The 19,391-nt window shown below is 60.9% G+C and carries 20 protein-coding genes and 1 pseudogene; 2 read left to right on the top strand and 19 right to left on the bottom strand.

What is annotated here, in order from left to right; genetic code table 11:
• Window positions 1-2 precede the first annotated feature (2 nt).
• The 11 genes from ACZYHG_RS22245 to ACZYHG_RS22195 all read right to left on the bottom strand — a co-directional run bounded on the left by ACZYHG_RS22245 (window position 3) and on the right by ACZYHG_RS22195 (window position 10,645).
• A complete protein-coding gene (locus ACZYHG_RS22245; protein WP_464610399.1) occupies window positions 3-1,082 on the bottom strand; it encodes an ABC transporter ATP-binding protein in 1,080 nt (359 codons plus the stop codon).
• Window positions 1,083-1,124: 42 nt separating this feature from the next.
• Entirely contained in the window at window positions 1,125-2,651 is a 1,527-nt protein-coding gene (gene glpD / locus ACZYHG_RS22240; protein ID WP_464610398.1) for a glycerol-3-phosphate dehydrogenase, read from the bottom strand.
• A gap of 126 nt (window positions 2,652-2,777) precedes the next feature.
• On the bottom strand, window positions 2,778-3,545 hold the full coding sequence (locus ACZYHG_RS22235) for a DeoR/GlpR family DNA-binding transcription regulator (protein WP_027029086.1): 768 nt from the start codon (window positions 3,543-3,545) through the stop codon (window positions 2,778-2,780).
• 127 nt (window positions 3,546-3,672) lie between these two features.
• A complete protein-coding gene (locus tag ACZYHG_RS22230; RefSeq protein ID WP_464610397.1) occupies window positions 3,673-4,077 on the bottom strand; it encodes a hypothetical protein in 405 nt (134 codons plus the stop codon).
• A gap of 54 nt (window positions 4,078-4,131) precedes the next feature.
• The gene (locus ACZYHG_RS22225) at window positions 4,132-5,547 is read right to left on the bottom strand and encodes a pyridoxal phosphate-dependent decarboxylase family protein (protein ID WP_464610396.1); all 1,416 of its coding nucleotides are present in this window, start codon (window positions 5,545-5,547) and stop codon (window positions 4,132-4,134) included.
• A gap of 92 nt (window positions 5,548-5,639) precedes the next feature.
• On the bottom strand, window positions 5,640-6,371 hold the full coding sequence (locus tag ACZYHG_RS22220) for a proteasome-type protease (RefSeq protein WP_027029089.1): 732 nt from the start codon (window positions 6,369-6,371) through the stop codon (window positions 5,640-5,642).
• A 31-nt stretch (window positions 6,372-6,402) separates the two neighbouring features.
• Entirely contained in the window at window positions 6,403-7,197 is a 795-nt protein-coding gene (locus ACZYHG_RS22215) for a transglutaminase family protein (protein ID WP_464610395.1), read from the bottom strand.
• A 1-nt stretch (window position 7,198) separates the two neighbouring features.
• Entirely contained in the window at window positions 7,199-8,140 is a 942-nt protein-coding gene (locus ACZYHG_RS22210) for an alpha-E domain-containing protein (protein ID WP_464610394.1), read from the bottom strand.
• A 21-nt stretch (window positions 8,141-8,161) separates the two neighbouring features.
• Complete coding sequence (locus tag ACZYHG_RS22205; RefSeq protein WP_464610393.1) at window positions 8,162-9,574, bottom strand: circularly permuted type 2 ATP-grasp protein; 1,413 nt, start codon at window positions 9,572-9,574, stop codon at window positions 8,162-8,164.
• A 171-nt stretch (window positions 9,575-9,745) separates the two neighbouring features.
• Window positions 9,746-9,982 (bottom strand): Lrp/AsnC family transcriptional regulator, encoded by a 237-nt coding sequence (locus ACZYHG_RS22200; protein ID WP_010909609.1) that lies wholly within the window; start codon window positions 9,980-9,982, stop codon window positions 9,746-9,748.
• 81 nt (window positions 9,983-10,063) lie between these two features.
• Entirely contained in the window at window positions 10,064-10,645 is a 582-nt protein-coding gene (locus ACZYHG_RS22195) for a DsbA family protein (RefSeq protein ID WP_464610392.1), read from the bottom strand.
• 234 nt (window positions 10,646-10,879) lie between these two features.
• On the opposite strand from ACZYHG_RS22195, the gene ACZYHG_RS22190 reads away from it, so the two are divergent.
• The gene (locus ACZYHG_RS22190; protein WP_464610391.1) at window positions 10,880-11,299 is read left to right on the top strand and encodes a DUF4864 domain-containing protein; all 420 of its coding nucleotides are present in this window, start codon (window positions 10,880-10,882) and stop codon (window positions 11,297-11,299) included.
• A gap of 3 nt (window positions 11,300-11,302) precedes the next feature.
• Here ACZYHG_RS22190 and tgt read toward each other — a convergent pair whose 3' ends face one another.
• The 7 genes and pseudogenes from tgt to coaD form a co-directional block, all read right to left on the bottom strand.
• Window positions 11,303-12,433: a tRNA guanosine(34) transglycosylase Tgt gene (tgt, locus tag ACZYHG_RS22185; RefSeq protein WP_464610390.1), complete on the bottom strand. Its 1,131-nt coding sequence runs from the start codon at window positions 12,431-12,433 to the stop codon at window positions 11,303-11,305.
• Window positions 12,426-12,695 carry a hypothetical protein gene (locus ACZYHG_RS22180; protein ID WP_464610389.1) on the bottom strand — a complete coding sequence of 90 codons (270 nt, stop codon included), beginning with the start codon at window positions 12,693-12,695 and terminating at the stop codon, window positions 12,426-12,428. Before ACZYHG_RS22180 ends, tgt begins: the two co-directional genes overlap by 8 nt.
• Window positions 12,685-13,764: pseudogene (gene queA, locus ACZYHG_RS22175) on the bottom strand (tRNA preQ1(34) S-adenosylmethionine ribosyltransferase-isomerase QueA); the annotation flags it as partial. The gene ACZYHG_RS22180 and the pseudogene queA, both read right to left, overlap by 11 nt.
• Before the next feature lie 9 nt (window positions 13,765-13,773).
• On the bottom strand, window positions 13,774-14,223 hold the full coding sequence (locus tag ACZYHG_RS22170) for a DMT family transporter (protein WP_464610388.1): 450 nt from the start codon (window positions 14,221-14,223) through the stop codon (window positions 13,774-13,776).
• A gap of 12 nt (window positions 14,224-14,235) precedes the next feature.
• The gene (locus tag ACZYHG_RS22165; protein WP_027029099.1) at window positions 14,236-14,748 is read right to left on the bottom strand and encodes a peptidylprolyl isomerase; all 513 of its coding nucleotides are present in this window, start codon (window positions 14,746-14,748) and stop codon (window positions 14,236-14,238) included.
• A 43-nt stretch (window positions 14,749-14,791) separates the two neighbouring features.
• On the bottom strand, window positions 14,792-15,286 hold the full coding sequence (locus ACZYHG_RS22160) for a peptidylprolyl isomerase (RefSeq protein ID WP_244277616.1): 495 nt from the start codon (window positions 15,284-15,286) through the stop codon (window positions 14,792-14,794).
• Window positions 15,287-15,397: 111 nt separating this feature from the next.
• Entirely contained in the window at window positions 15,398-15,898 is a 501-nt protein-coding gene (gene coaD / locus ACZYHG_RS22155; RefSeq protein WP_464610387.1) for a pantetheine-phosphate adenylyltransferase, read from the bottom strand.
• 321 nt (window positions 15,899-16,219) lie between these two features.
• Here coaD and ACZYHG_RS22150 point away from each other — a divergent pair, with 321 nt between their 5' ends.
• Window positions 16,220-16,372 carry a hypothetical protein gene (locus ACZYHG_RS22150; RefSeq protein WP_080680719.1) on the top strand — a complete coding sequence of 51 codons (153 nt, stop codon included), beginning with the start codon at window positions 16,220-16,222 and terminating at the stop codon, window positions 16,370-16,372.
• 71 nt (window positions 16,373-16,443) lie between these two features.
• Here ACZYHG_RS22150 and gyrA read toward each other — a convergent pair whose 3' ends face one another.
• The gene (gene gyrA, locus ACZYHG_RS22145; RefSeq protein WP_464610386.1) at window positions 16,444-19,248 is read right to left on the bottom strand and encodes a DNA gyrase subunit A; all 2,805 of its coding nucleotides are present in this window, start codon (window positions 19,246-19,248) and stop codon (window positions 16,444-16,446) included.
• Window positions 19,249-19,391 lie beyond the last annotated feature (143 nt).

Genomic DNA, 19,391 nt, shown 5'->3' with positions numbered 1-19,391 from the left:
CCCTATGCCGCTAACTTCGGCGCGCTGACGGCGCGGCCTTGCCCGTCGAAGACCATGATGTGACGCGGATCGATGAACACCTCGATCACCTCGTCGGTCTCGAAATCGCGGATGCCATGGGTCAGCATGACCCAGCGGACGTCGGCGAAGTCGAGATGGATGAAACTCTCCGACCCCGTGATCTCGGTGATCGTGACCTTGGCCCGCACCGGCACGGCGGAGGCATTGGGCCGTTCGAGCGAGAGATGGTGCGGCTGGAAGCCGACCGTATAGTTACCGTCGGCTATGCCGACGAGTTCCGCGGGCACCGGCAGCTTGACCCCGCCCTCAAGCAGGAAGTCAGGCCCCTTCTTGGCTAGCACGATGGTGTTCAACGGAGGATCGGCGAAGGTTCTCGCCGTCACCAGATCGATCGGCTTGCGGAACACGTCGATGGTCGGCCCGAACTGGGTGATGCGGCCTTCCGACAGCGTTGCCGTGTTGCCGCCGAGCAGCAGCGCCTCGTGCGGTTCGGTGGTGGCGTAGACGAAAATGGTGCCGGCGGCGGCAAAGATCCTCGGCAGTTCGGCACGCAACTCCTCGCGCAATTTGTAGTCGAGATTGGCCAGCGGTTCGTCGAGCAGCACCAGGCTGGCATTCTTGACGATGGCGCGGGCAAGCGCGGTGCGCTGCTGCTGGCCGCCCGACAGGCTGAGCGGCGTGCGGTCAAGATAGGGCGTCAGCTTGAGCAGTGCCGCGGCCTCGCGCACCTGGCTGTCGATCCTGGCCTGCTCGACGCCGGCTACCCTCAGCGGCGAGGCTATGTTTTCATAAACGGTCATCGCCGGATAATTGATGAACTGCTGGTAGACCATCGCGATCTTGCGCTTCTGCACCGGCATGCCGGTGACATCCTGGCCGTCGAACCAGACCGAGCCGGAGGTCGGCACATCGAGACCGGCCATGAGCCGCATCAAGCTGGTCTTTCCGGACAGTGTCGGTCCAAGCAGAACGTTGAGCGAGCCGTGCTGAAGCGTCAGTGACACGTCGCTGATGTGCTCGACCGCACCAACTGTCTTGGTGACGTTCCTCAGTTCAAGCATGACGCCTCCTCCCAGGCTTGCTGCATCACCTCAAGACCCTCTTCATTCGGCCGCCGCCACATGCTGCCGGCTTATGCCGCGCATAAATTCATCAAGCGCCGCGACCTGCTCGCGGCTGAGATGCAAGCCGCGCTTGGTCCGGCGCCACAGCACATCTTCAGATGTCACAGCCCATTCGTTTTCAATGAGATAGCGCACCTCTGCCTCATAGAGGTGGCCGCCGAAGTCCCGGCCAAGATCGGCATTGGACTTGGCGAGACCGAGCAGAACCTGGGCACGCGTCCCATAGAGCCGCGTCAGTCGGCGGGCGAGCCGCGCGTCGAGAAACGGATAGGCCGCCTTGAGCTTTGCCACCTGCGCGTCGAAACCGGTAGCCGGGAAGTCGCCGCCCGGCAGCGGCGCATTGGAAGTCCATGGCTTGCCGCGCTTGCCGAGGAAACCTTCAATCTTTTCCAGCATCGATTCCGACAGCCGGCGATAGGTGGTGATCTTGCCGCCGAAAGCATTGACGATCGGGGCCGCGCCCTCGCCGCCCTCGGCCTTCAGCACATAGTCGCGCGTCGCTTCCTGTGCCTTGGAGGCGCCGTCATCGTAGAGCGGGCGCACGGCCGAATAGGTCCAGACGATGTCCGAGCGCTTGACGGGTTGCGCAAAGTATTCGCTGGCCGCGGCACAGAGATAGTCGATCTCGGTGTCGCTGATCTTCACGTCGTGCGGATCGCCGGGATAATCCTGGTCGGTGGTACCGATCAGCGTGAACTCATCCTCGTAGGGGATGGCGAAGATGATGCGGCCATCCTTGTTCTGAAAGAAATAGGCACGCGGATCGTCGAATTTCTTGGCGATGACGATATGGCTGCCCTGCACGAGGCGAACATTGTGCACATCGTTGAGGCCGACGACGCCGGAGAGTACATGATCGACCCACGGTCCGGCGGCATTGACCAGCAGCCGGGCCTTGACCTCTTCGGTCTCACCGCTCTGCAGGTTCTCGATCTTGATCGTCCAGATGCCGCCTTCGCGGCGCGCGCCAACAACCTTCGTGCGGGTCCGGATCGTCGCGCCCCGATCTGCGGCATCGCGTGCGTTAAGCGCGACCAGCCGCGCGTCATTGACCCAACCGTCCGAATACTCGAAAGCTTTTTTAAACAGCGGCTTCAGAGGCTTGCCCGCCGGGTCGCTGGTCATGTCCAGCGTCCTGGTCGCCGGCAGCAATTTGCGACCGCCAATATTGTCGTAGAGAAACAATCCGAGCCGGATCAGCCAGGCGGGACGCAGGCCCCTGGCATAGGGCAGCACAAAGCGCATCGGCCAGATGATGTGCGGCGCGTTCTTCCACAAAACCTCGCGCTCCATCAGCGCTTCGCGCACCAGGCGGAATTCGTAGAATTCGAGATAGCGCAGGCCGCCATGAATGAGCTTGGTCGAGCCTGAGGAAGTTCCGCTAGCGAGATCGTTCATCTCGGCCAGAAAGACAGAAAAACCGCGCCCAACGGCGTCACGGGCGATGCCGCAACCGTTGATTCCGCCCCCTATGACGAAAATGTCCCGGACTGAAGATGTGTCCACTGAACTCCTCCACGATTTCGCATTGCACCATTTTTGGCTTTTTACGAAACCGTGGCGGAATTATTTCGAAATGAGAACGAATGTCAAACGAAATGTCACAAACCCGTGAGAGGCCTGTGACGGCGCCTAAGCGAGCGATGTCTCGATCAGTTGAACCTCTGCTTCCTGGCAGATCTTGCGCACGGACGGGATGTCGCAACGGTCGGTGATGAAAGTGTTGACCTGGGAGAGGTGGCCGATGCGCACCGGTGCCGTCCGTTCGAATTTGGTCTGGTCGGAAACCAGAATCACATGCCTGGCGTTGGCAATGATCGCCTGCGCCACCTTGACCTCACGGAAATCGAAATCGAGCAGGGCGCCGTCATGGTCGATGGCCGAGGCACCGATCACGGCGTAGTCGACCTTGAACTGCCTGATGAAATCGACCGCCGCCTCGCCGACGACGCCACCGTCCGAACCGCGCACCACCCCACCGGCGATCACCACCTCGATCGAGGGATAGATCCGCATCCTATTGGCAACATTGATGTTATTGGTGATGACCATGAGGCCATTGTGGTCGAGCAACGCCTTGCTGACCGACTCCGTGGTGGTGCCGATGTTGATGAACAGCGAGGCATTGTCAGGGATAAGCCGGGCCGCCGCGCGCCCGATTGCTTCCTTCTCGTCCGCAGCGATCTTGCGTCTGGCCTCATACTCCATGTTCTCGATACCGGACGGGAACAACGCGCCACCATGGATGCGCGAAAGCAGCCGTTGATCGCAGAGATCGTTGAGGTCCTTGCGTATGGTCTGCGGCGTCACGTTGAAATGCGTGGCCAGATCATCAACCAGCACGCGGCCATGGTCCTTGGCCATCTGGATGATCTCGGCATGACGTGGCGACAGATACATTTAGAACCTCCCCGTTTTCGTTTTTCTTGTCTATAGCGGAAAACGAAAGCGATGGGAAGGTGTAAGCCGGCTAATTGAAATCGCCTGATCGCAAAGGCAAACCGCCGTGCAATGCCGACTGAGTGCGTCAGACCTGTTCGACGGTTTTTCGGGAAACGGAGACTGCCTTGCCAGGCGACCGTATCATCAGGAACGTGCCGGACCAGTAGCCCTTGATCCGCCACGTTCCCTCAATCTCCGTGGCATCACCATTCAGAACACCGTTATATTCAACCGGATGCGGGTTCCGTTTGACGTTGTCATATGTCTTGACGAAAGTGACGATGGCCCCTGCGCAATCTCCCAGTATAGTCGCGTAAACTATCGAACCATCCAGCGAAGACGCGGGTTCGTGGACTGCACCTGTGAGCCTTGTAGCGGTCTCGATCAGCGTCGCAACAAACGAGACCGGCTCCAGGCTGCGCGGATAAAAATATCGCCCGTGCCAAATGCCTGTCAGGCTTTCTGTTGTTTTCTCGCCATTCGCGCTCACATTGGCCCTCTAAGGCAGTGCGGTGACACTTGATCCCATTCTCATGTTTTGTTGTCAGGCGACGAGTGATCTTGCGCATTCGCAAATCACATCGAAGGCTGCATCGACATCTTGCGCCGTCGCCTCGAACTGGCCGACCTGGAAGCGGATTGCCACATGGCCATCGACCCTCGTCTGCGTCAGGTAGATACGGCCATCGTCGTTGATCGCATTGACCAGCCGCAAATTGTGCTCGTCGGCGCCAGCGCTTGGAGCCGCCTTGTGCCTGAACGAAAACAGCGACAGCATCGGTTCGCTGACGATCTCGAAATCCGTCTCCCTTGCCAGCCGTGCGGCAAGGCCCTCGCTCCAGGCGACATGGTTGCGGATCATGGTGCGCAGGTTTTCCAGTCCGTGCGCACGCAGCAGGAACCACAATTTCAAGGCGCGGAAGCGGCGGCCAAGCGGCACCGACCATTCAGAATAGTTGATGATCCCGTCATGGCCGTGAGTCCTGAGATAGTCCGGCTTGATGGCCAGCGTCCTGACATGGCTTTCAGGATCGCGCAAAAACTGGATCGAGCAGTCGAACTGTGCGCCCAGCCATTTATGGGGATTGAACACGATCGAATCGGCGCCTTCGACACCGGTCCAGAAGTGCCGGTATTCCGGGCAGATCATTGCCGACCCGGCCCAGGCCGCATCGACGTGGAGGTAGAGGCCGTACCGCTTGGCGATTTCAGAGACCGCCGCAATGTCGTCTGTACCGCCGGTGCTGGTGCCGCCAACGCAAGCAATGATGCCAGCCGGCAGCAGCCCGGCTTTCCGGTCAGCAATAATGGCTGCTTCCAGGGCTGCGGTATCCATGGCGCGAAAACGGCCGGAGACCGGAATGCGCACCAGATTGTCCTCGCCGATGCCCGAAACCCAGATCGCCCGGTCGATCGAGGTGTGCACCTGATCCGAGGAGTAGATGCGCAAGCGCCCCTGCCCGGCCAGTCCCTTTTTGTTGCCTTGCCAGTCGAGTGTACGCTCGCGCATGGTCAGTACGGCGTTGAGTGTCGCCGAAGACGCAGAATCCTGGATCGCCCCGGAAAAACCTTCGGGCAGGCCGAGCGCCTGACGCATCCAGTCGATGATGCGCGTTTCGAGTTCTGTTGCCGCCGGCGACGTCTGCCAAAGCATGCATTGCGCGGCCATTGCCGAGACCAGGTACTCGGCCACCACCGAGACGGGCGCCGCGTTGGCCGGGAAGTAAGCAAAGAAGCGCGGATGCTGCCAATGCGTCATCCCCGGCACGATCTTCTCCTCGAAGTCGGCGAAAATCCTGTCCATAGGCTCCGCCGTCTCCGGCGGAGAAGCTTCGATGCTCTTGAATATGTCTCCCGGCGTGATGGCAGGTCTTACAGGTCGATCGCGAAGGCCGGCGCGGTAATCGGCGCCCCAGTCGGCGGCGCGCCTTGACCAATCGCGGAATTGCTCGTTGTCCATGTGTCCTCCCGACGCGCCGATCGGTTCAGCCGTTTGAATTTTTGATTAACATGTTAAATACAATGAGGCAACTGCGACCCCGATTGTCCGCCCTACCCGGGGAAATCCGGCAGACTGGCAAAGGCCGTCTTCAACGCGTTCGACCAGCCGTCGGAGATCGTGCGGTAATACTGGTCGTCCTGGCCAATGCGTTTCTTCAGGCCGACTTTGAAAGCGTCCTTCTCCAGGAACAGCAGATCAAGCGGCAAGCCGACCGACAGGTTCGATTTAAGCGTCGAATCAAACGATACCAGCAGCAGCTTCACGGTCTCGGCGAGGCTCATCGTCTTTTCGTAGGCACGAATGATGATCGGCTTGCCGTATTTGGTCTCGCCAATCTGGAAGAACGGCGTGTCGTCGGTCGATTCGATGAAATTGCCCTCGGGATAGATCATGAACAGCCGTGGTGGGCTGCCCTTGATCTGGCCGCCCAGGATGAAGGAGGCGTTGAAATAGGAATCGGCCTTCTCGCCGGCGGGCGACGAATGCGCGATCACCTCTTTGACCGTGTCGCCGACCAGCCGCACCGTCTGATACATGGATGGCGTTTCAAGCAGTGTCGCGCGCCGGTCCGCCACGGCTTTCGTGCGCTCTTCGAGCAGGCTGACCACCGCCTGTGTCGTCGCCAGATTGCCGGCCGACATCAAGACGATGACGCGCTCACCCGGCTCTTCCCAGACATGCATCTTCTTGAAGGTCGAGATCGAATCCATGCCGGCATTGGTGCGCGTGTCCGACATGAACACGAGCCCGCGATCGATCTTGAGCCCGACGCAATAAGTCATGGAATCTCTTCTGGCGGCAATCCTTGCCGGATTACTGCTCTACAGTGACCGTGACCGCAAGCTGTTCTTCCGCCTGTCCCAGTCGAATTCCCGACACCGGCGTGGCGTCGCGATAGTCACGGCCAGTGGCCACCTTCACATAGCGCTCGTCGGGCGAGATGCCGTTGGCAGCGTCGAAGGCCACCCAGCCGAGCCCCGCAACATGTGCTTCGGCCCAGGCATGGCTTGCCGCCTGCTCGACCGTGGCATCCAGCATGAGATAGCCGCTGACGTAACGGGCCGGAAAGCCCATGCAGCGCGCCGCGGCGGCAAAGATATGAGTGTGGTCCTGGCAGACACCGGTCTTGAGCGCCAAGGCCTGCTCGGCCGGTGTCGTCGCATTGGTGGTACCGGGCGTGTAAATCACCCGCTCGCCGATGACAGCCATCAGCCGGTGAAGCCGTTCAATATCGGTTCCCTTGCCGATCGATGCGGCGAGTTCGCGAATCCCATCGCCGATCGCGGTCAATGGCGTTTCATGGCTGTAGAGCCAGAGCGGCGTGAAGCCTTGATGCGGCCCGGAAACGCCTGCCGTGTCGCGCGTCACCACTTCGCCGGCCGCCTCCACCGTGATGAAGTCGCGTTCGCCCTCGACACTCAACAGCCTGGTATCGTTACCAAAATGGTCGACAAAGCGAACCTCTTCGCGCGCGCCCTCGATCGTCAGCGCCCAGGACAGGACGGTCTGCGTCGATCCACTGACTGGAAGCAGCCGCAGCCGCTGCAGCAGATATTGCACCGGCGCATCGTAGCGGTATTCGGTCCGGTGGGTGATCTTGAGCCGCATATCAATTGAACCGGTAATCTTGCGCGATCTCGTCGCCGAGCTTGGTGTTGTCTTGAATGAAGTTGGCCAGGAATTCGTGCAGGCCGGTGTCGAATATGTTCTTGATCGACCCAGCCCTCAGCATCGCCTGTGTCCTTTCGACTGTAGCGTGGCAGGCGTGATGTTCGCCGTAGTCGTCGCTGAGGAATTTCAGATGTTCCGACAGGAAGCGATAACAGAAGGTCAGCGAGCGCGGCATACGGACATTGAGAATGAGATAGTCGGCAATGTTGGTCGGCTTGTAGTCGGCGTCGTAAACCCAGCGGTAGGAGCGATGCGCCGACACAGAGCGCAGGATCGATTCCCATTGATAGTTGTCGAGCGTCGAACCAACCCAGGAAATTGAAGGCAACAGCACGTAATATTTCACATCGAGGATGCGCGCGGTGTTGTCAGCGCGCTCGACATAGGTGCCGAGCTGCGAGAAATCAAAAATCTCGTTGCGCAGCATGGTGCCGTAGAACGAACCGCGGATCAGGGCCGTCTCGCGTTTGATCGCGTCGAGCACGCTTGGCAGGTCGCGCTCGTCGATCGGCTTTGCCAGCATCCGCTTCAACGACATCCAGGCTTCGTTGATGCTTTCCCATGTCTCGCGCGTCAGCGCGGTGCGCACCATGCGGGCGTTGTTGCGGGCCGTCTCGATCGACGACATCGTGCTCGACGGGTTCGATGTGTCGCGCAGCAAAAAGTCGGACACGTTGGCGGCCGTGTATTCCGAATGCTTCTGCTTGAAGGTGACATCGGAGCCGGCGCTGAGCAGCACCGAATTCCACTCTTCCGAAGCGCTCTGGGTGCGGGTCAGCGCCATGCGCAGCCCCGCGTCGACCAGCCGCGCCATGTTTTCCGCCCGCTCGATATAGCGGTTCATCCAGTAAAGCCCGTTGGCGGTCCGGCCTAAAAGCATCCAAACCCCTTCAAATGAAAATCAATCATCCAGCACCCATGTGTCCTTTGTGCCGCCGCCCTGCGACGAGTTCACCACCAGCGAGCCTTCCTTGAGCGCGACACGCGTCAGTCCGCCCGGCACGATCTGGATGCGGTCGGAGACCAGCACATAGGGCCTGAGGTCGACATGGCGCGGCGCCAGGCCCTTTTCCGTCAAGATTGGACAGGTCGACAGCGCCAGTGTCGGCTGGGCGATATAGTTCGAAGGCTTTGCCGCCAGCTTCTTGGCGAACGCCTCGCATTCCTTCTTGGTCGCTGCCGGGCCGACCAGCATGCCGTAGCCGCCGGAACCATGCACTTCCTTGATCACCAGTTCGTGGATGTGCTCGAGCACATATTTCAGACTGTCCGGCTCCGAGCAGCGCCAAGTCGGGATGTTGCCGAGGATCGCCTTGCGGCCGGTGTAGAACTCGATGATCTCGGGCATGTAGGAATAGATCGCCTTGTCGTCGGCGATGCCAGTGCCCGGCGCGTTGGCGATGGTGATGTTGCCGGCGCGGTAGACATCCATGATGCCCGGTATGCCAAGAGCCGAATCGGGCCTGAAGGTCAGCGGGTCGAGGTAGGAATCATCGACGCGGCGGTAAAGCACGTCGATCTGCTTGTAGCCTTCGGTCGTGCGCATCGCGACATGGCCGTCGACGACGCGCAAATCCTGGCCCTCGACCAGTTGAACGCCCATCTGGTCGGCCAGGAAGGCGTGTTCGAAATAGGCGGAGTTGAAACTGCCGGGCGTCAGCACGGCGATGGTCGGCGCGCCCTTGGTGCTCTGCGGACGAACCGCCGCCAGCGACTGGCGCAGCAGCTGCGGGTAGTTCTCCACCGGCCGCACCTTGATCTTCTGGAACAGCTCGGGGAACAGCTGCATCATCGTTTCGCGGTTCTCCAGCATGTAGGAGACACCGGACGGCGTGCGCGCATTGTCCTCCAGGACATAGAACTCGTCCTCTGAGATGCGCACGATATCGACGCCGATGATGTGGGTGTAGACGCCGGCCGGCGGCCGCACCCCGATCATCTCAGGCAGGAAAGCCTCGTTCTTGGCGATCAGGTCCCTGGGGACGCGGCCGGCGCGCAGAATCTCCTGGCGATGGTAGATATCGTCGAGGAAGGCATTCAGCGCCTGCACGCGCTGCTCGATGCCTTGCGTCAGGCGCCGCCACTCATTGCCTGAAATGATGCGTGGAACGATATCGAACGGGATCAGCCGTTCGGATGCTTCCTGCTCGCCATAGACGGCGAAGGTGATGCCGGTCTTGCGGAAGACGCGTTCGGCATCCTGCATCTTCTCGGTAAGCCTGGCTGGATCCTGCTCCTTCAGCCAGCGGTCATAAGCCGAATATGGTCTTCTCAATCCGGAGACTTCCGGAAGCATTTCATCAAACGCTGCCAATCGCATACTCCCCTGTGACACCATTTCAATGGCGTCGCCGGAGAAAATCAAGCGCAATCGGTGATTTGGGGGAAGCGGGCGATCAGTATGTTTCGGCTGCCTAAAATTTAGGCACGAGAAACATGACCTTGGTCAGGCTTTGCCCCGAGCCTGGGCAGGAGCGTTCAGCAGCTAAAAGGCACGGAACGTGACGACCGTAAACGTATCCTTGATGCCGGGGAGAATCTGCACCTTCTCGTTGACGAAGTGGCCGACATCTTCCTCGTCATCGACGTAGAATTTCGCGAGCAGGTCGTAGTTGCCGGCGGTGGAATAGATTTCCGAGGCGATCTCGGCATCGGCAAGCGCGCTGGCGACCTCATAGGATTTGCCCAGCTCGCATTTGATCTGCACGAAAAACGCCTTCATGGCTTCGTCCCGCTAAACGTCCAAGTCCAAGCGGCCCTTCTGGCAGACTGGAGGCGGGCTTTCAAGCGTTGGAATCCGCACTTAGCCGGCGCGGGCCTTGGCCACGGCCTCACGCAGCTCCGCAACCGGCATGCCGCGCTTGAACAGCCGGCCGCCAATCACCAGGGCCGGTGTGCCCTGCAGCTTGAAGGCTGCGGCCTGGGCATCGTTGCGCGACAGCAGTGCGTCGATCTCCGGCTGGCGGGTGGCAAGGCCGGCGCGGGCACCGGCGACATCGACACCGATCGCGCCAAGAATATCATCGGTGCGATGCTCGGAAAGCCCACGTTCATTGGCCATCAGCGCATCCACCGCGGCGGCATAATGTGGGCCGGCCGACAGTGCCATCCGTGCCGCGTCGCGCGAGACGTCACCGAAGATTGGCCAGTCCTTCATCACCAGCCGGATACCACTATCCCCGGCCATCAGCTTCTTCAGTTCAACAAAGACGAGCTTGCACACCGGGCACTGGTAGTCGACGAATTCGGCAATGGTGACATCGCCTGAGGGATTGCCGAGCGCCGGTATCGCCGGATCGAAGGCCACTTCGGTGACCGTCGGAGACATCTTCGCCCAGGCCGGCAGCGGTGCCAGGGCAACAAGGCTGCCGGCAGCTTTCAGCAAGAAGCGTCGATCAACCGACCGCGTGAAAATCATTCGTCCCATGGGTTTTGCACCCTCTCTCCCCCGGCACACGATGAGCGCGCTGCCTTAAAGGAAGCTTAAGCATACGAAATCCACCACGGCGAGACGAATATTGGCAGTCGCTGAAACCGTGGAGCGCTGTTGCGCGTATGTTAGGTTGTCGCCTGGAACAGCTTTCCGGAGGCATCTTTCGAGGGACAACGGAGACAGGCCATGCGCCGCCCCCTTTTCGCATTCGCGTTCGTTTCGATCATGCTGGCTTCATCGGCGTTCGCCGGCGATGCCGAGGTCAAGGCTGGCCAGGCTGTCATCGACGGTCAGTTGAAGGCCCTCATCGCCAATGACGGCGCCCGGGCCTACAGCTTCGCCGCTCCCAATGTGAAGCAGATCTTCCCGACCGTCGACGCTTTCATGAACATGGTGACCAATGGTTACCCGCCAGTGCGCAAGCCCCAGTCCTATTCTTTCGGCAAGGTCGAGCAGACAGGCCCGGGTTCGATTGTCCAGCAAGTGCTGATCGTCGGCCCCGACGGCAAGGATTACGAGGCGGTCTACACGCTGCAGCAGCAGCCAGACGGCACGTTCCAGATCACCGGCTGCAGCTTGCGGGCGTCCAACTCGCTGAGCACCTGATGTTTACAGGACGGGGACATCGCCCCTCGCCCAGCCTTCCGTGATCTCAGCCCCACGCGCCTCGAAGGTTTGGGTTTCGATTGCAGCGCGGATGTCCTGCATAAGCCTTTGATAATATGAAAGATTGTTCCAGGTCAGCAGCATCGCTCCGAGCGCCTCTTGCGAGCGCACCAGATGGTGCAGATAGGCGCGCGAATAATCGCGCGCCGCCGGGCAGTCGCTTTCCTCATCAAGGGGACGCGGGTCGTCGGCATGGCGGGCGTTGCGCAGATTGACCTTGCCGCGCCTTGTGTAGGCAAGGCCGTGGCGGCCGGCCCGCGTCGGCATCACGCAATCGAACATATCGATGCCGCGCGCCACGGATTTCAGGATATCGTCGGGCGTGCCGACGCCCATGAGATAGCGCGGCTTGTCATCAGGCAGTTCCGGACAGGTGATCTCGAGCATCTCGAGCATGACCGCTTGCGGCTCGCCGACGGCCAGCCCGCCGACAGCATAGCCCTTCAGTTCCATCGCGCTCAGCGCCTGCGCCGAGCGCACCCTCAAATCTGCATTGTCGCCACCTTGCACGATGCCGAACATCGCCTTGCCCGGTTGGTCGCCGAACGCCGTCTTGCAGCGTTCGGCCCAGCGCAGCGACAGCTCCATCGCCCGCTCGATCTCTTTGAATTCGGCCGGCAGCGCCGTGCACTCGTCGAGCTGCATCTGGATGTCGGAATCGAGCAGGCCCTGGATCTCGATCGAACGCTCCGGCGACATTTCGTAGGCGGCACCATCGATATGCGAGCGGAAGGTGACGCCCTTTTCGGTCAATTTCCGTAGCTTCGACAGCGACATCACCTGAAATCCGCCGCTGTCGGTCAGGATCGGATGCGGCCAGCGGGCGAACTCATGCAAGCCGCCAAGCCGCGCCACACGCTCGGCGCCCGGCCGCAGCATCAGATGATATGTGTTGCCCAGGATGATGTCGGCGCCGACACCGCGCACCTGGTCCATATACATCGCCTTGACGGTGCCGCCAGTGCCGACCGGCATGAAGGCAGGCGTGCGGATCTCGCCACGCGGCATGTCGATCAAACCGCGCCGCGCCTTGCCGTCTTTGGCCAGAACCTTGAAGCTGAACGGCTTAGCCATTGAATTCCTTGTCATGGACCGGCGCATCCGGCGCCTGCCTGTCGAGCGATTGGCGATATTGCACGCAGCCACGCATGAATTTGGGCCAGGGCGGCACAGCGATCGACGGCTCGGTCTTTTCCGGCAGCAGATCCCAGAGGTCTGGGTGATGCCAGCAGAGATCATGGCCCGATGTGTCGCGATGCGCACGAATACCAGCGCGCAGTTTTTTCACCTCGGCGATCAGGGCCTTGCGATCAAGGGTCTGAAGATCATCGTCCATCGCTCATCTCCGCTCGAAAAAGCAGGCTTGCGTCTCCATAGGAGTAAAACCTGTACCGGTTGTCGATGGCATGCGCATAGGCCGCACGCATCGTGTCGAGGCCGCTGAAGGCCGAAACCAGCATGAACAGCGTCGAACGCGGCAGATGGAAATTGGTCATCAGCATGTCTGCGGTGCGAAAGCGGTAGCCTGGCGTGATGAAGATGTTGGTCGGTCCCGACCAGGCCGGCAGCGTGCCGTCTTCACGCGCCGCACTCTCCAGCAGCCGCAGAGAGGTCGTGCCGACAGCGATCATGCGCCCGCCCCTCGCTTTGGCGGCGTTCAGCGCATCGGCGGTCGCCGAGCTGACCGAACCGATTTCGGCATGCATCTTGTGGTTGGCGGTGTCGTCAGCCTTCACCGGCAGGAACGTGCCGGCGCCGACATGCAAGGTGACGAAGTGGCGCTCGACCCCCCTGGCGTCGAGTGCCGCAAACAGCTCCGGCGTGAAATGCAGACCTGCCGTGGGCGCGGCAACCGCACCCTCCTCCCGGGCATAAATGGTCTGGTAGTCGGCCCGGTCGCGCTCATCATCATCGCGCTTTGAGGCGATATAGGGCGGCAGCGGAATATGCCCGACGGCGTGCAGCGCCTCGTCGAGGAACGGCCCCGACAAGTCGAAGCCGAGCAGCGCCTCGCCGCCCTCGCCCTTCTCGATCACCGTGGCGTCGAGCTGGCCGAGGAAACAGGAATTGCCGTCATGGCCGAAATGGATGCGATCGCCGGTGGCAATGCGCTTGCCCGGTCGCATGAAGGCCAGCCAGCGGTCCGGCGCCATCCGCATATGCAGCGTTGCTTCGACCTGCGCCGTGGCTTCCCCGCGCCGCCTTATGCCTTTGAGCTGGGCCGGAATGACCTTGGTGTCGTTGAACACCAGCACATCGCCGGCTCTGAGCATGGACGGCAGGTCGCCAACTGTCCGGTCATCGAGTGCCTCGCCCGGTTTTACCACCAGCAGCTTGGCGCTGTCGCGCGGCTCCGCCGGGCGAAGCGCGATGCGCTCCTCCGGCAGATCGAAGTCGAAGAGGTCGAACTCGCATCAGTAGAGCCGGACGAGCAGCGCTCCGGCCAAGAGCAGCACCGCACCGGCAATGCGGCCGAGCGAGATTTCCCGTACCGCGACGCCGAGGAAGCCGATACGGTCGATGAGCATGCCTGCCAGCAGCTGGCCGGCCACCAGGAACGCCATCAGCGCGGCGGCGCCGATGCGCGGCGTCAGGATTGTGGAGAGCGTGACATAGAAGCCGCCGAGCATGCCGCCGGCGACGAACAGCCAGGGCGCTGGCGCCTTCCAGTCGAGCGTGATGCCTTGCAGCTTCACCACCGTGACGGAGATGATGCCGAGCACGACTGCACCCGAAAGGAACGAAAACGCAGCCGCCGCGACCGGGAGACCCAGGCCGCGCGCCAGCTGCGAATTGATCGGGGCCTGAATGGCAATGAAGGCGCCGGACAGGATGCCGAGAAGCGACCAGACGACGCCCATCATTGTCGTTCTACCTTACTTGACGTCGGCCGCGACCTTCAGCGACACGATCTTGTCGGGATCGACCACCGGCTCGCCGCGCTTGATCTTGTCGACATTGTCCATGCCTTCGATGACCTGGCCCCAGACCGTGTACTGGCGGTTGAGGAAGGCTGCATCGTCGAAGCAGATGAAGAACTGCGAATTGGCCGAGTTCGGGTTCTGTGAACGGGCCATCGAGCAGGTGCCACGGCCATGGTTGGCGTTGGAGAACTCGGCTTTCAGGTCCGGCTTCTCCGAACCGCCCATGCCCGCGCGGGATGGAGCAAAGGTGGGCTTGCTCGAATTACCGAACTTGACGTCGCCGGTCTGCGCCATGAAGCCGTCGATGACGCGGTGGAAGACCACGCCGTCATAGGCGCCTTCCCTGGCCAGTTCCTTGATGCGGGCGACATGGCCGGGAGCCAGGTCGGGGAAAAGTTCGATGACGACCTTGCCCTTGGTCGTTTCCAGGATGAGCGCGTTCTCGCGGTCCTTGATCTCAGCCATGTCGGATATCCTTTTTTCTCAAAAACAGAATTATTTGACCAATTTACTTGTCTGCGGCGATGCGCACCTTGATCATCCGGTCGGGGTCGGAGACCGTACCGTTGTCGGCCTCGTCACCCTTCTTGATCTTGTCCACCAGTTCCATGCCGCTGACGACATTGCCAACGATGGTGTACTGGCCATCGAGCGGCGGCGCCGGCGCGAACATGATGAAGAACTGCGAATTGGCGGAGTTCGGATCCTGCGAGCGGGCCATGCCGACCACGCCACGCTTGTAGTGCTCGGTCTGCGAGAATTCAGCCGGCAGGTCGGGCAGGTCGGAACCACCAGTGCCGACGGCCTGGGCATTAAAGCCCTTTTTCATGTTGCCGAACTTGACGTCGCCGGTCTGCGCCATGAAGCCGTCGATGACGCGGTGGAAAGCGACATTGTCATAGGCATGGTCACGCACGAGCTTCTTGATCTGTGCGACATGCTTGGGCGCGAGATCAGGCCGCAACGCGATGGTGACGTCGCCATCTTTCAGCGTGATGATCATCGTGTTTTCCGGGTCGGCGGCGTAGGCCGAGACCGATGCGGTCACGACACCGGCAAGCACAACGAGGAACGAGGCAAGCTTTTTCAGCTGCATGAGGATTTTTCTCCGGACTTATTTCGCGAATTTGGCGGTGAGCGCGCCGGCAACAGCGGCCGGCACGAAGGGGCGGATGTCGCCTCCCATCGAGGCTATCTGGCGCACAAGTGTGGCGGTAATGGTGCGTACCGACGGGCTGGCGGGCAGAAAAACCGTCTGCAGCTCGGGCGCCATGGTTTCGTTCATGCCGGCCATCTGCATTTCGTAATCGAGATCGGTGCCATCGCGCAGGCCGCGGATCATGATCGAGGCACCCTCTCTCCTGGCGGCATCAATGACCAGCCCGTCAAAGGCGACCACCCTGATGCGGGCGCCATCCCTGCCGAATTCGGCTTTTGTGGCGGCTTCGATGAGTTGCACCCGCTCCTCGAAGGAGAACAGCGGCTTCTTGCCCGGATGAATGCCGATGGCGGCATAAACGACATCGGCAACCGCCAACGATGCCTTCAGCACGTCGAGATGGCCGTTGGTCAGCGGGTCGAAGGAGCCGGCATAAAGGGCGGTGCGTTCAGTCATGGCAGGTGCTTCTAATGCATGATCCCAAAAAGTGGAAACCGGTTTTTGCGGACAAACGGTTTTTCGCTTGTCCTGGAGATCATGCTCAAATGAAAGCTAGAGCCTGTTCCATCTTCAGTCCACCAGATGGAACAGGCTCTAGCGAGCCTCTCTCGCAAAGGCAAATCCGATTGGCGCAACGGCCGTGAACCTTTTCCGGCGCATGAACGACAGATGAACACGCTGATCACGAAGCCTTCACGCAGCGTTCACTAGATTGCACCTTAATAAGATGAAACCAAAATCCCATTTATCCGTTGTAAGGCGCAGGAGAACACGCAAATGCTGATCTACATGCTCGCCACCGCAATGACCGTCGCCATGCTGATCGCCACCGTATTTGGGCTGCATCAGGAGGCACAACGCGTCCGCGTCAAGGCAACCACCAAGCGCTTCGAAGGCTTCGGCCCGCGCAAGCCGTATAGTCACTACTAAACCAGTCTGAAACTTGCTGCCGCGCCGGCCAATGGGCCGGCGTTGCTATGTAGAACGCCGGTCCCCAGAATTTACTCAGCGCTATCCGGACCGGTATCGGTCTCCAGACCAGGCTCGATGCCACCCTCGACGGCCTCGTCGCTTTCCTCGTCCGCCTGCGGCTCCGAAATCCGCTCGACCGACACAACCTTCTCACCTTCAGCCGTGTTGAAGATGGTCACGCCCTTTGTGGCGCGGCTGGCAAAACGGATGCCGTTGACCGGAACCCGGATGACAGTGCCGCCGTCCGACACCAGCATGATCTGGTCATCATTGCCGACCGGGAAAGTCGCCACCAGCCTGCCGATTTCGGCCGTCTTCGACACGTCGGTGGCTCGGATACCCTTGCCGCCGCGGCCGGTCAGGCGGAAATCATAGGACGAAGAGCGCTTGCCGTAGCCATATTCGGTCACCGTCAGCACGTACTGCTCATGTGCCTTAAGGAACTCGTAGCGTTCGTCGGAAAGCTCTGTCTCCTCGCCGACCTCTTCATTGGTCAGCGCGATCTCTTCCTCTTCGCCGGCCGCGATACCGGCGGCATTCCGCCGTTCGGTCGCAGCCCGCTTGAGATAGGCGGCACGTTCGGCCGGCGGCGCGTCGACATGCTCGATCACCGACATAGAGATGATGCGATCGGTCTCGGCCATGGTGATGCCGCGCACGCCGACAGAATTGCGGCTCTGGAAGACGCGCACGTCGCCGACCGAGAAGCGGATGCACTGGCCGGAGCTGGCGGTCAAAAGCACATCGTCATTGTCGGTGCAGGTTTCGACGCCGAGAATCTCGTCGCCCTCCTCCTCCAGCTTCATGGCGATCTTGCCATTGCGGTTGACCTGGACGAAGTCGGACAGCTTGTTGCGGCGTACGGTGCCGCGCGTGGTGGCGAACATCACGTCGAGTTCGCCCCAACTGGTCTCGTCCTCGGGCAGCGGCATGATGGTGGTGATGCGCTCGCCCTGCTCCAGCGGCAGCATGTTGATCAGCGCCTTGCCACGTGACTGCGGATTGCCGATCGGCAGCCGCCAGACCTTTTCCTTGTAGACGATGCCGCGTGAGGAGAAGAACAGCACCGGCGTGTGGGTATTGGCCACGAACAGCCGGGTGACGAAATCCTCTTCCTTGGTCGACATGCCGGAGCGGCCCTTGCCGCCACGGCGCTGCGCCCGGTAGAGCGACAGTGGCACGCGCTTGATATAGCCGGAATGGCTCACCGTCACGACCATGTCCTCACGCTGGATCAGGTCTTCGTCTTCCATGTCCGCACCGCCGTCGGTGAGCTCGGTGCGGCGTGGCGTGCCGAACTCGTCGCGCACGGCGCCGAGTTCGTCCTTGACGATCTGCTGGACGCGCGCGCGCGACGACAGGATGTCGAGGTAGTCCTTGATCTCGTCGCCGATCGTGTTCAGCTCGTCGGCGATTTCGTCACGGCCGAGCGCGGTCAGGCGCTGCAGGCGCAGTTCGAGGATGGCGCGCGCCTGTTCCTCGGACAGATTGTAGGTGCCGTCCTCATTGATGCGGTGGCGCGGATCGTCGATCAGAAGGATCAGCGATTCGACATCGCCGGACGGCCAGCGCCGCTCCATCAACTGTTCGCGCGCCGTCTGCGGATCGGGCGCGGTGCGGATCAGCTTGATGACCTCGTCGATATTGGCGACGGCGATGGCGAGGCCCACCAGCACATGGGCGCGGTCGCGCGCCTTGCGCAGCAGGAATTTCGTCCGCCTTGTGATGACCTCCTCGCGGAAGGACACAAAAGCCTTCAGCATGTCGGTCAGGTTCATCACTTCCGGCTTGCCGCCGTTCAGCGCCACCATATTGGCGCCGAAGGAGGTCTGCAGCGGCGTGAAACGGTAAAGCTGGTTGAGGATGACGTCGGCAACCGCATCTCGCTTCAGCTCGATGACGACGCGATAGCCCTGGCGGTCACTCTCGTCGCGAATGTCGGAAATGCCCTCGATGCGCTTGTCGCGCACCAGCTCAGCCATCTTCTCGATCATCGACGACTTGTTCACCTGATAGGGAACTTCGGTGATGATGATCAACTCGCGGTCATTGCCGCGCGCCTCGATGTTGACCTTGCCGCGCATGACGATAGAGCCGCGGCCGGTCGAATAGGCACTGTAGATGCCGGAACGGCCAAGCACGATGCCGCCGGTCGGGAAATCAGGCCCCGGAATGATCTCCATCAGCGCCGGCAGGTCGATCGCCGGATTGTCGATGACAGCGATGGCGCCATTACAGACTTCGCCCAGATTGTGCGGCGGGATGTTGGTGGCCATGCCGACGGCGATGCCGCCGGAGCCGTTGACCAACAGGTTGGGAAAGCGCGCCGGCAGAACCTTGGGTTCGGTGTCCGAGGCATCATAAGTGTCCTGGAAATCGACGGTGTCCTTGTCGATATCCTCCAGAAGCTCATGCGCGACCTTGGTCAGCCGCGATTCGGTGTAGCGCATCGCCGCCGGCGGATCGCCGTCGATCGAACCGAAATTGCCCTGCCCGTCGATCAGCGGCACGCGCAGCGACCAATCCTGAGCCATACGCACCAAAGCGTCATAGATCGAGGCATCGCCGTGCGGATGGTATTTACCCATCACGTCGGCAACAGGGCGCGCCGACTTCACATATTTGCGGTTCCAGTGGTAGCCGCTCTCATGCGCCGCGTAGAGAATGCGGCGATGCACCGGCTTCAGGCCGTCGCGCACATCGGGTAGCGCACGGCTGACGATCACGCTCATGGCGTAAGAGAGATAGGAGTTCTGCATCTCCTCGATGATGGAGATGGGCTCGATCCCGGTGGGACCGCCGTCGGCGCCGCGCGGTGTTTTTTGGTCGGTCAAATTGGATCACAATCTAATCAGGAATCACTGACCGCTTATATAGGATGCACGGCCGAAACTCCAATATTCCCAGCACTTTTCCGGTGTCATTTTTGATGGTAATTTCAAAAGGATACCGCTGATTGCGACGATATGGCCATCCT

Source organism: Mesorhizobium subarcticum (genome assembly GCF_055456085.1).
The sequence above is the reverse complement of the archived record's forward strand: the minus strand, read 5'-3'. Positions and strand labels throughout refer to the sequence as shown.